Origin of the sequence: Levilactobacillus wangkuiensis, from assembly GCF_016861605.1 — a bacterium.
GTDB classification, from domain to species: Bacteria; Bacillota; Bacilli; order Lactobacillales; family Lactobacillaceae; genus Levilactobacillus; species Levilactobacillus wangkuiensis.
On sequence record NZ_BOLM01000036.1, the window covers coordinates 1 to 11,966 of the forward strand.

The following is an 11,966-nucleotide window of genomic DNA, read 5'->3' on the forward strand; positions in this document are numbered from 1 at the left end:
CATATTGTGAAGCCAGTCGACGTTGCTGGAAAGCTTGAACCTGTTCATTGACGGCTTTAGTCATGTTGGAAACCGTGACTTTGGAGTAGTGAGCACCGTACATTTTCTGTAAGCAGTAAATAACTGGCCGTATTGCCTTATTCTCTACAGGTTACTGTGAATACAAAAAGAAAGTTCCCCACACTTCTCGGTTCTGAGAAGCGTGGGGAACTTTCTTTTTGGCTATGCGGCGAACGTCGTCGCCGGGGACTCGTTGACGTCTGTCCGTTGGTCCACATTTTGATATTTTCGATAATTCCATGGCAAATAAACCGCCAACTCTTCCGGTTTCGGAAATGCTGGTAGGACTGTCGAAGCTTTTAATAAATCCGTCAAATATTGACGCGGATCGATATGATTGGCCTTGGCGCTTTCAATAAATGTCATCCAAATAGCGATTGACTCGGCACCTTGCGTGCTGGTACTAAATAACCAGTTCTTACGCCCAATCACCAGACTCTTCATATTACGCTCAGAAGCATTATTACTCCAGTCAATAACGCCATCATTAATAATCCGGTCAAGATATGGCCGTTGACTTTGAGCGTAAGTGATCGCCTTTCCCAGCCGAGATTGTGGTAATACCTCGGTATGATCCACAATGCGCCAAAAACGCTTGAGAATTTTTCTCAAGCAACTACGGCGTCGTCGCCGGCGTGCTCGTGGTGAATAGGCCTGCCATTTTCGTTCTCGAGCGAACATCTCGTCAATCAAGTGAAGTAGTTCTTGGGCTCCCTTGATATGCGATTGATTCGCGTCATAGAACTTACGTCGAACGTGGGCCCAACAACCCATTCGGTGCACACCCGTACCTAGTAGGTTGTAGCCACTATATCCGTCGCATTGTAAAACGCCCTGATAGCCTTCATATACGGATTGGGCAAAGGCGCCTGAACGGGTGGCACCATATGCATAATAGACGGTGGGATTTGGTTCTTTGATTGGCGTACGTGCCACCCACATGTAAGACTTTGATGTCGCAGCCTTGCCGGGCTCTCTCAGAACCTCGATTGGCGTTTCATCACCTTGCAGGTGATGAGCTGAGCACAATTGCCGATGAAATTCTTCGTAGAGTGGTGTCAGTTGTTGGGCGGCTTTGATAACCCAATTAGTCAAGGTCGCTTCAGACGTATGGTAGCCTAAACGGCTAATCTCAGATAGCTGACGATATAGTGGTACACCCAAGACAAACTTATTATAGATAACTTCTGCTACTAAGGAGACAGAAGCCAAACTATGCGGAAACAAGGCTGGTGGCACCAGCGACTTCCACAAGCCAGATGTTGCTGTATTCTCAGCACACTGTTCACACTTATAACTTTGTTCGTAGATCTTTTCCAGGTATGCGTACGCTGGAACGAAATGCAATTCTTCTCGCACATATTTTTTTCCAATCGGCGTGATGTCTGAATGTCCTGCTGGACATTTACCATCAGCTGGTTCAATGATGGTTACGCGTACCGGTACCTTGGCATCTATTTTTTCTTGCCGCGTCTTTTTCTTCGATTTCTTTGGCTGTACTTGATTTGATGCGGCGCTGCTTTGGTCTCCAGTTTGCTCTGGTTCGGTAAAAACACGATCTTTCTCATCAAATAGTGACGTTTGATTGGGATCTATTGTTTCGGATTTACTCGCATAGATTTTTCGAGTGAAGTAAGCCAGCTGTTCCTTGAGAGTCGCAATTTCCGCTTCAAGTTCATGGATTCTTTGATCTTTTTCTGATTCTGCCATAGGTGTCACCTCCTTGATGTATCGTTATTATCATTGAGCTTACCACTCATCTGACAAACTAGAAAGCATTTTCAATGTCCTGGAGGGCATACTTTATGAACAGTCGCATCTAACGCCCAACCACTCAACAAGCGAACCAGCTGCCGTGGATCTAATCTACGAATCGCGAGTTGATTGGTTGGCCATTGTAAATGGCCATTTTCTAACCGCTTGTACAGTAGTAGGAAGCCATCACCATCCCAATACAGGGCTTTGAAGCGGTCTTTACGTGTGCCACAAAAGAGATATAGTGCCTGCGAGTATGGGTCTAAGTCATATTGTTCCTGAACGATACCCGCGAGTCCATCAATACCTTTGCGCAAATCTGTCTTACCACAAACCAGGTAAATTTGGCTGATTTGGCTGGTATCAATGATCATGTGGGAACACCGCCTTCATTAAAGCATCGAGAATATATCCGTTGATGTGATTGTAAACAATGACTGATTTATTGCTGTCGACTCTGATTTGCAATGCTTTAGTCGCTCCAGGAGCTGGGCTTTCTGGAGCCCGACCGACTTTTACTTGAACAATATCTGGTTGTTTATCCATCAAAAACACCTCACCAATTTATTTGATGAGGTAATCATAGTCCATATGGCGGCCGCGGAAAATACGGTCAGTTATTTACTGCTTACAATAACGTCACGATGGTAGGCTTATTTGTTATGCCTTCAAGTACGATATTCAGACGACACACCAGATTAAACGCCGCAACTAATAAAAAAACAAAAAAGATCTCCCACACGAGGAGATCTCCAAAGGATAGAAACTATCCTTCAACACCATTTGACAAAGAGCCGTTAAAAACATGACTAGTTTTTATCTTTATAATTTATTTTTATTAACGATTAAATTAGAATCTTGCCATACCTAATGCATGTTGAGCAGCTAGGTTAAGCAAACTCCATTGACGGTCAAATCCTGGTTGGAAGAAGAAGTCTTGTTCAGCCAAGTCTTCCAAGCGCATCTTATGACTAATTGCCAAAGCTAAAACATTGCCTTGAGCAGTAATATCATACTTAGAAAGGACAGCACCGCCTAAGATTTGGTGAGTATATGGATTAAAGGTTAAGCTGACATATACCTTAGGATTATCTGCTTCTGGGACATAAGCTGGACGCATATGATCTTCATAGAAGCTAGTTTGATAATCAAGCTTATTCTTAGCAGCTGAAAACTTATTTAATCCCGCAGTAGCGAAGTGATAGTCAAAGACGCTAAGAGCTGAAGCACCGATAACACCCTTGAAAGCGCGATCTGGCTTATCTTCAAAGATATGATCAACCACATATTGTGCTTCTCTTCTAGCAGTAGTAGCTAAAGCAATTGGCATTGGCTTACCTGCTGGAATAGAAAGTGGCAAAATTGCATCTCCAATAGCGTAAACGTCTTTAACATTCGTTCTCAAGTATGGATCAGTCTTAATCCAGCCTCTTTGATCTAAATCAACTGTGCCCTTTATCCAATCAGTATTAGGAGTTACCCCTGCTGAAACAACAACCAAGTCAGCTGGTATATCGCCTTGATCGGTCTTGACGCTTTCAACTTTTTCATTACCGTTGAAGCCTTCAATTTTAACGCCCATCTTCAAGTCCATATTCTTCTTAAAGGTAGGTTCCAAAACATCAAGCAATTCAGGGTTCAAGTAAGTTCCTAATGGACGATCAATCATGTCCATTAAAGTTACATGCTTGCCAGCTTTAGCAAATACTTCACTAGCTTCAGTACCAATATAACCAGCACCAACAATAGCAACATTCTTAATTGCTGGATTGTTAACAGCACTCATTAACTTAGAAGCCCAATCACGTCCACGCATTAAATAGATATTCTTAAGATCATTGCCAGGTACTGGTAAAACCTTTGGCGTTACACCTGATGAAAGAATTAACTTATCATATTGAACTTCTTCTTCAGAATTATTGGTTAAATCCTTAACTGTTACTGTCTTATGTTCAGGATGAATCGCGGTTACTTCATGGTTGGCATAAACATGACCGCCCTTCTTTTCAACATCTTCAGGAGCAAAGTTTCTGACGTCATCTTCAGCCGTAACTTTATTTTCTAAGTATAATTGCATACCACAGGACATAAATGAAATAAAGTCGCCAGCTTCATAAACAGTTACATCTACATCATTATATTTATCCAACAGCTCAATTGCTGATTCATGACCACCATGTGAAGCACCAACAATTACAATTTTACGTTTATCCATAAAATCCTCCTAACACAATAGTTTCTTCATTACATTTTCAAGGGTAACACTTATTACTTAATGTCTATCATATTTTGTTCAATAAATTTGCTTCACTGCTTTCAGTGTTGCCCGATATTGATCAGTGACTAATCGATCAGGCCGACCATTGGTCGTCAAGAGACGCTTCAAAAAGTGATAGGATGCGGTATAATCGCGGTGTTTTCGTAACTCAAAATCCATGGTCAAACCGTTACTGTCAATAGCGCGATACAAATAGGCCCAACGGCCTTTAACTCGAATATAGGTCTCATCGATTCGCCAACTTTTAGCGTGAGCTGTTTGATGCCGACGCCATAGAGCCTTAAAGATGGGGCCATAGTGATGAACCCAACGCATGACCGTGGTGTGATGAACAGTGATACCCCGATCCCGAAGCAATTCAACGATGTCACGATAGCTGAGACTGAATCTGAAATAGTAGCCAACGGCTACTAAGATGATGTCCTTTTGAAAGTGGCGTCCCTTAAAGTGATTCATGCGCGCAATCCCTCGTTTCTTGGCACCCAGTATACTAAAATCAAGTCAGCGAGGAAAATTTGCACCAGAACCAATAATATCACACCGCACCGGTGTTAGTTAGCAAATCAAAAACTATTATTTAGAATATAATTCGGACTTATTTTCTTGCTTCTATTGCTCGTTCAATCCGCCCCTCATCATAAAGCCGCAATACAAAATACATCCCCACATAAATAACCAACGGAATCCAAACATAATTCAAATTAATCATGGTGAGAGTTGCGGCATTCTGGGTTCGATTGGCAACGTAACCCGAAAAGTGAAACAAACCAGCTGTAATCAAGCCGCCAACACCAAGGCCGACGTTAACGCCAAAGTCATCCGTTGAAGCCAGAATTCCCTCGGCTTGGATCCCCATGCTGGCACCATAACGGATTGTGTCAGCAATCATGATTGAGACGAGGCCAATAATGATCCCATTGCCAATCGAGTTAATCAAGACACCGCCAAACAAGAACCACAGTATTTTGGTATAAACCCCAATCGCAATCACGGCTTGACCAACCAGCGCCATTAAAATACCGCGAAGCATCGTTTGCTTCTTACTGCGAACCTCGGTAATTCGAATGATCAGCAATACCCCGATTAACGCTGCCAGAGTAAAACTGTTAGCTAGTGGTACCAGGTTTTCGTTTCCCACCGTATATTTAAAATAGTAAATGGTTGTCTGATTCTTAATTGCCGTCACCAGCCAGTACATGAGAATCACGATTGACATAACGATCCATGGCTGATTATGTTTCAACATTTTTAGGACAGTTGTTAACGGTTGATGGGCAATTTCAGGATTCGCGAACCGTTCGCGAACATGGACAAACGTGTTGATAATCAAAAGAAATGAAATCAGGCTAAACACGATGATTGTGCCCAAGAACCCTTTTTGCTGATTACCGTGGCCGAAGAACGCAACCAAGGGTAATGTGAATACCGCCACCACAATTTGAACCGAACTGCCAAAGAATTGACGAATGACACCCAACAACGTCAACTCACGAGTATTCTGCGACATCGTTGGTAAGATTGACGTAATTGGCAGATTAACAGCCGTATACAGAAATCCAAGGCCTAAATACGTCACATATGCCCAGATTAATTTACCATTATACGAAAAGTTAGGCGTCACAAAGGTGAGAACCGCAAAAATAACGTAAGGTAACGAATACCAGAGGAAGAACGGTCGGCTCTTGCCAAACCGTGAATGTGTGTGATCAATCATGATCCCGATGACAAAACTTTCAACAACGTCAGCTACCCGCGCCACGACAAATAAAATGGCCACCGCGCTTGGTGTCAGTCCATAAACATCAGTGTAAAAGAATAGCAAATAGGTCGTCATCATTTGAAAGACTAAATTATCGGCGGCGTCACTTAAGCCGTAACTAATTCGTTCGGGCCACCGTGTTACCCATTTCGTCGTGCTTTTCATCCCATCATCGCCTTTATCGAAATTGTTAATCAACTTTATCATACTCTAAAATTAGTTCTCATAATATAGATTGTACACAATTTGGATGTAAGCTGATTCCTGAGACAACTTTTAAGTAAAGAAAATAGGGGCCCTTTCAGTTAACATGTGCTAACCAAAAGGGGGCCCTATTTTCTTTTAATACCGTATTTCACACGGTATCGAATAAAGGTCGTCCGTTTAATACCTGTATTTCGGGACACATCAATGTCACTCATGCCAGCTCGATAAAGCTTAAAAGCATGTTGCAAGCGGGAATCGTCTTGGGTGTATTGGGGTTTGCGCCCATGATATTTACCCTGCTGCTTAGCTAAGGCAATCCCTTGTTGCTGGCGCTCAATGATTCGCTTACGTTCACTTTCGGCCTGATACTTATAGAGTTCAATAATCAAGTTGGTCATCAGTTGACGTAAATTTGGGTCAGCAATCCCTGTCATGGACGGTAAATTCAACACATCTAGGGTGGCACCCTTATTTTGAATGGAGTTCATGATCTTAGTCAAATCATGGTTGTTTCTGCCTAAGCGATCTAATTCAGTGACCATTACAATATCACCCTCACGAATATAGGCCAGCATTTTTTGCAGTTCTGGCCGATTAGTGTTAGCTCCACTTAATTTATCCGTAAATAATTTATCAACGCCTTTTAAGGCCGCTATCTGTCGATCTAAATGTTGCTCTTTGGAACTCACACGAGCATAACCAATTTTAGCCATTGTCAGCACTTCCTTTTGGACAGTTCTAATGAACATTTGTAATTCCTAGTATAGCACAGAATCAAAAAAGGCCAATAGGGTATACCCTATTGGCCGTTTTGAAAAATCGTTGTATTAAATCCAGAAAATTTCATTAATGAAATTTAAATCGAGGACTTCTTTAATTTTGAAATTCCTGTGGAAAAGTTAAAAACAAGTGCAAGGTTGACGTGATTAAATTTATTCAAAAGAAAGCCTATTTTTGGGAATTATTTTTTTTCAAAATATCAGCAATTTCTTGCAGGTATTGAGCTTCCATTGAGATTGGGGCAGTGGAAGCTTCTTTTTTAGGCATAATTTTATTGATACCTTTTACTAACAGGAATACAACAAAAGCAATAATTAGAAAATTGATAATGGAATTAATAAAGGCACCATACTTGAATGTTGCACTACCAACTTTAAAGGCAAGATCAGAAAAATCAATTTGTCCCAAGAAGATACCAATTAATGGATTAATTAAGTTATCAACTAATGACTTAACGATAGATGTAAAGGCAGCTCCAATAATGACACCAACTGCTAAGTCCATTACATTACCACGTGAAATAAACTCTTTGAATTCTTTTAACATACAAGTTTCTCCCTTAAATTTTTCAGCTTTTATAGTCATCAGTATTGGACTAGTCGTGCTAATGAAACTTTTGATTAACGGTTACTTTCTTATTAACGTAAGGTGACTTGGATTTAGTTTTGTCACGATGCTGCTTAATCAATAGAAAAATGCATGCACCAGCAATCAGTAGTAAGACAGGCCAAGATGTCAAAAAACGCCACAAAGCAATTAACAGCATTATTCCTAATATCCACCAAATCCATGAAGAAAAAAATTTATAGGTTGCCCAAATTATTATTAACGCTACCAATAAAATCATTTTTTTCCTCAATTGTCAAATCAAGTGCAACACTAAGAATCTATTCTTAGAAGTGGTCTAGTTGCTAAGCTAGTTCAGGCATTAGATCGGCTGGGCAGCGATAGTTCAATGACCGCCGTAGCCGGTTGTTTAAGGTATCTTGAGCCAGCTGAATGTCAATGAGTGAGGCCGAAGCCAAGGATCTGCCCTTCGGGAAGAACTCGCGCAAAAGGCCGTTAGTGTTCTCATTGGTTCCACGTTCCCATGGTGAATAAGGATGGGCAAAGTAGATGTCAGTTCCCTTGACTTGACTCAAGCTTGAGAACTCAGCACCATTATCAAAAGTAATGGTTTTAAAGTGCTCGGTTCCATAGTCATATAAGGTATTCTGGAGGGCTTTCAAGCAAGTGTCGGCATGATAATTGGGAAGTTTAACGATGATCTCTAAGCGACTAACACGTTCAGTCAAAGTCATTAATGCTGGCTCAGATTCAACCCGTTTGCCTTTGACCAAGTCACCTTCCCAGTGTCCAAGCTCTTGACGCGCTTGAACCATGGCGGGACGCTCTTCGATTGAATGGCCCAGATTTTTCTTATTGATTCGATGATGCTTTGCCCCGGGGCATTTAATCCGGCGACGTAGTTTAGCTGGTAGGTCTGAATTGCGGATAGCTAAACGCTGGTCATCAATATACCGGTACACCGTCGGTGTTGAGGGGCAGACAAGCCTTGGGTGATCAGTCTTGAATTGGTGGACAAAAGTATCCACACTATGCATCCTGGGACGCGCTTTTAAAGCTGTCACCAAAGCATTACAGAAGGTTTGACAATGATCAAAGAGTCCACGATAACAGCTATTTAGTCGGTGCTTACGATAAATTGCTTCACCAGTTTCTGCCAGATATGACTGTTCAAAGATATGAGTACTAGCGTTAATCTGTGTCGTTGTCCCACGTTTTAATTCACGTGAAATCGTGCTGGGATTACGATGAAGGGCCTGGGCAATTCGGCGGATAGACCAATCTAAGTCCCTTAGGGATTCAATTCGACCACGTTCAGCTAAATTGAGTTGGTGATACTGATTAGATATGATATTCTTAATTCGGGTCATGAAGATACCTCTTTCTTGTTTGTGGTGAATTAAGAATAGGTCTTCATGGCCTTTTTGACTAGTCTGAATAAAGAACTGGTCTAGTAGAGCAGGTGTTGCACTTCAATTTTAAATCGAGGTGAAAAATAATCATCAACATAAATAAAATTTTTAATTAACCGCCAATTTTCAACTGAAAGTTGCATTAGTGGAAAATTGGCTACTAAAGAACATAGATATAGGTACCTAGGGTTATGGCGTTGGGAAAAATTTATATTTCCAAACTTCCCCTGTATTTCGTCAAACATTTGCTGAACATCTCTAGTTGTACTACATTTAACAAAGTGATTTAAATAAATAAACTGAGATTTATCTGTATTATCGATCATCGATTTAGCTGTATTAATGGTTACGAGGAGCCATTGGTTCAAATTAATTAACTGTTTAGGCCGGTGGTATAATTCTTCTTTAGTTGTTTCAAATAACTGGTTATTTATGATTCTCTCACCTTCTTATCTGTAAATTGTTTGTCACTTCTGGTTTCTTTATTTTGGGGTTTTGTTCAGCAAATGCTTGCAGCTGTTTTTGTGTTCGATTACTGATTTCATGGTGTATATCATTTAGTTTATTTTTTAGTTCTGATTTTTGTTGTGGGTTCCTTGCTTGCTGAACTTGTCGTTGCAAACTTGATATAACTGATTAAGCGATCGGGCTGATAGCTTTTTTATTTTACATTTGAATTACAAGTGCATACCCCCATCTTCATGCCGGTTCCGGGTTTGGTGTTGCCGCTGCTTTTTCGTCATTTCCCACTCGGTTTCTTTCAGTCCACGTTCTTGCTTTTGCCGTTGGTAATCTTCATCACGAGCATATAGAACAGTCATGATCGCATCACTAAAGGCCGTCTTTAAGTAATAGTCTGGACTAACTGGCTTATAATTTAGCGGTTGATAATGCCCCATATTTGCTTTTCTGTACTGGTCGTCCTTGGCTTGTTGCCCTTTTAACTGCTTTTGGATTTTCTCGATCTGACTGTTCTTAATCGTCGGATCGGCTTTGCATTCGCCAAAAAAGAGTTGTTTAGTGCCATCATGCTTTAAAACCCGTTGTAAGTGATGATTTTCTAACTGATCTAAGCTAAGCTGTCCCGATAAATAAGCTAGTCCTTGTTGATGTTCTTGGGGACTGAACACCTGTGGTGGATTTGCTTGCCACTGTTCAATTGTTTCAGCCTGACATGGCTTTAAAACAGGATCATAGTACATCACGGCTGTATAGGCTTGTTCCTGTTTAGTCATTGGTAATTCATCTAAATCGCCTTTGGGAAAGGCCCTTTTCAATACTTCATGGTATTGCGTTTTAATGACTTGCTTAACAGCCATGATTGTTCGCAATTCTTTGACTGCGCGAGTAATCTTTTGCTGCTCGGTTGGTGAATACTTTTCTAGTAGACCTTGATCAACGTGTTCTAGACTTTCTAAGTTATCGTCATGAATCATCAGCGTATATTTAAGCTCGATTTTGACTTCCTTTTCTTGTTGCATTAATAACTTCCAGCCAACGTATGGCCGTTTGGTAAAGGTCAATAATTGTCGGACCAATAAATCATCACGAATATTCATTAAACGTTCGTTTAATTCACTGCCTTTGAAAATCGTTTGTTCACTATTAGTTTCTTTAATCAATTCCCGTCGTTCAGCCGCGGTTGTCTGTTCAAAATCAAGCTCTGGATAAAGTTTTTTAGTCGTGCGATCAACTACTTTATTTAAGAGTTCATCTGCTTTTTTTAGTGAACTTTCTTGTTGGTTAATCGTCAATAATTGCTTAGTGACATCTTCACCAACAGCGTGCTTAATTAAGGTACTGTTTTTCCAATTAAATAGCATGCGCCGCTTATCATCTAAACTTTCCAAACTAATATAAGTTTTCAGTTCGTGGCTTAACTCTTTGACCACTTTTTTCTCGTTAAACGAGAAGTGTTTACTTAGGCTATCCAAGTGGCCTCGATTAAGTACTTTCTCCTGCATATTTTTATAGCCAGCTTTGGACTTACGATAGTTCTTAACTTGTTGATTAAATGCCTTTCTTTCATGCCGTTTGCTATTGATTCCCTCGTGTTGCATTGGTGTGTCAGCTATTCCCTGTTCCACAAATGATTTTTCACTGATCCGATCAGGAATGTTTTTTTGCTCTAAAGCCTGATTTACACTTGCCGCCCAATTGTGCCGCCATTCAGTTATTTTTTCTTTTTTATCCCAATCGACCATCAGTATCTTTCTACTCTTAGGGTACTTGCTAGTTCCGGTATATGTTTTGTTGCCATTATCATCTAAAATATATTGCTTTTTGCTCTTAATTCCCCATGTTCCATCTGAATTAAACGGCCGATTAGTTAACATCACATGAGCGTGCGGATTATCTGGGTGGTCGCGATGAATTGCCACGTCGGCTACCATGCCCTCATCAACAAAATTTTCTTGCACATATTTTGTCAGTAATTCTTTCTGTTCGGATTCACTTAATTCTACCGGTAAAGCCACGTTAAACTCTTTTGCATACCGTGAGTTTGATTTACGATCTTTCTTTTCAACTTCATTCCACAACTGATCTCGATCACTCGCCCATTCAGGTGAATTTTTTGGCGTCAAAATAAAGCTTTCTGGCATGATCGATCGGGCATAAAAATAGTGGCGACCTTCTTGATCATCAAATAGCTTTTCACCACTTCGATAAGCGGCACTGGCAATCGCACTTCGTCCTTTACCAGCACTAATATTACTAAAACTCATGTGGAATATTGCCATGTCAGTCACCGTCTTCCTTTGATTATATGGGTTTTGACCTTGTTGTCGCCATCGGCGACTTCTAATACAGGATTTTATCACGATTTACCCCACAAAAATTTAGTGGGGTGTAAGTGCACATTGACCTCGTTTCACTCGGTCTTCTGATTCTCTTAACTTTAACTTAGTGTATGCCTTCCGCTTCGCTATTTCAAATTTTATACTTTGACTTAACGTTTCTTATATGATATAGTTTCGGTGATTATTTCTAATATGATTGGAGGGATTGTTATGTCTCAAAGTAACTTAGAAAAACAAGAAGCTAAATTAAAAGCCCTTAATCAAAAAATTAAGGACGAAAAAAATAAGATTGAACAACGGCTAGGTAAACAAATCATCAGTCAAGCCAATTTAGATTATGCTAATTT

10 protein-coding genes and 2 pseudogenes are annotated in these 11,966 nt (G+C 40.5%); all 12 read right to left on the minus strand.

Going from position 1 to position 11,966, the window contains the following annotated elements; translation table 11 throughout:
- A partial coding sequence (locus JUF13_RS14025) for a transposase (protein ID WP_268890212.1) occupies nt 1-133 on the minus strand: 133 nt, incomplete at its 3' end.
- Between the two features lie 89 nt (nt 134-222).
- Nucleotides 223-1,770, minus strand: a complete 1,548-nt coding sequence (gene tnpC, locus JUF13_RS14030; protein WP_129531902.1) for an IS66 family transposase — start codon at nt 1,768-1,770, stop codon at nt 223-225.
- A gap of 71 nt (nt 1,771-1,841) precedes the next feature.
- Nucleotides 1,842-2,189: an IS66 family insertion sequence element accessory protein TnpB gene (gene tnpB / locus JUF13_RS14035; RefSeq protein WP_129531903.1), complete on the minus strand. Its 348-nt coding sequence runs from the start codon at nt 2,187-2,189 to the stop codon at nt 1,842-1,844.
- A complete protein-coding gene (locus JUF13_RS14040; RefSeq protein ID WP_129531904.1) occupies nt 2,179-2,361 on the minus strand; it encodes a hypothetical protein in 183 nt (60 codons plus the stop codon). The genes tnpB and JUF13_RS14040 overlap by 11 nt, the downstream gene beginning before the upstream one ends.
- 304 nt (nt 2,362-2,665) lie before the next feature.
- Complete coding sequence (locus JUF13_RS14045) at nt 2,666-4,030, minus strand: NAD(P)/FAD-dependent oxidoreductase (RefSeq protein WP_042749386.1); 1,365 nt, start codon at nt 4,028-4,030, stop codon at nt 2,666-2,668.
- A gap of 84 nt (nt 4,031-4,114) precedes the next feature.
- Nucleotides 4,115-4,549, minus strand: a pseudogene (locus JUF13_RS14050) (IS6 family transposase); the annotation flags it as partial.
- 139 nt (nt 4,550-4,688) lie between these two features.
- Nucleotides 4,689-6,017: a glycoside-pentoside-hexuronide (GPH):cation symporter gene (locus JUF13_RS14055; protein ID WP_057910134.1), complete on the minus strand. Its 1,329-nt coding sequence runs from the start codon at nt 6,015-6,017 to the stop codon at nt 4,689-4,691.
- Nucleotides 6,018-6,184: 167 nt separating this feature from the next.
- On the minus strand, nt 6,185-6,772 hold the full coding sequence (locus tag JUF13_RS14060) for a recombinase family protein (RefSeq protein WP_068478992.1): 588 nt from the start codon (nt 6,770-6,772) through the stop codon (nt 6,185-6,187).
- Between the two features lie 235 nt (nt 6,773-7,007).
- Nucleotides 7,008-7,385, minus strand: a complete 378-nt coding sequence (gene mscL, locus JUF13_RS14065; RefSeq protein WP_084989049.1) for a large-conductance mechanosensitive channel protein MscL — start codon at nt 7,383-7,385, stop codon at nt 7,008-7,010.
- Nucleotides 7,386-7,750: 365 nt separating this feature from the next.
- Nucleotides 7,751-8,776, minus strand: coding sequence for an IS30 family transposase (locus JUF13_RS14070; RefSeq protein WP_010619295.1), 1,026 nt, complete (start codon nt 8,774-8,776; stop codon nt 7,751-7,753).
- Nucleotides 8,777-9,259: 483 nt separating this feature from the next.
- Nucleotides 9,260-9,483 (minus strand): annotated as a pseudogene (locus tag JUF13_RS14580) (LtrC-like protein); the annotation flags it as partial.
- Nucleotides 9,484-9,495: 12 nt separating this feature from the next.
- On the minus strand, nt 9,496-11,559 hold the full coding sequence (gene mobQ / locus JUF13_RS14080) for a MobQ family relaxase (protein ID WP_203640174.1): 2,064 nt from the start codon (nt 11,557-11,559) through the stop codon (nt 9,496-9,498).
- Between the last annotated feature and the right edge of the window lie 407 nt (nt 11,560-11,966).

Excerpts from the sequence above, each read along its gene's own strand:
- JUF13_RS14060 (WP_068478992.1), bottom strand. The coding sequence starts at position 6,772 with ATGGCTAAAATTGGTTATGCTCGTGTGAGTTCCAAAGAGCAACATTTA.
- mobQ (WP_203640174.1), bottom strand. The coding sequence starts at position 11,559 with ATGGCAATATTCCACATGAGTTTTAGTAATATTAGTGCTGGTAAAGGA.
- JUF13_RS14045 (WP_042749386.1), bottom strand. The coding sequence starts at position 4,030 with ATGGATAAACGTAAAATTGTAATTGTTGGTGCTTCACATGGTGGTCAT.
- JUF13_RS14070 (WP_010619295.1), bottom strand. The coding sequence starts at position 8,776 with ATGACCCGAATTAAGAATATCATATCTAATCAGTATCACCAACTCAAT.
- tnpB (WP_129531903.1), bottom strand. The coding sequence starts at position 2,189 with ATGATCATTGATACCAGCCAAATCAGCCAAATTTACCTGGTTTGTGGT.
- JUF13_RS14040 (WP_129531904.1), bottom strand. The coding sequence starts at position 2,361 with ATGGATAAACAACCAGATATTGTTCAAGTAAAAGTCGGTCGGGCTCCA.
- JUF13_RS14055 (WP_057910134.1), bottom strand. The coding sequence starts at position 6,017 with ATGAAAAGCACGACGAAATGGGTAACACGGTGGCCCGAACGAATTAGT.
- mscL (WP_084989049.1), bottom strand. The coding sequence starts at position 7,385 with ATGTTAAAAGAATTCAAAGAGTTTATTTCACGTGGTAATGTAATGGAC.
- tnpC (WP_129531902.1), bottom strand. The coding sequence starts at position 1,770 with ATGGCAGAATCAGAAAAAGATCAAAGAATCCATGAACTTGAAGCGGAA.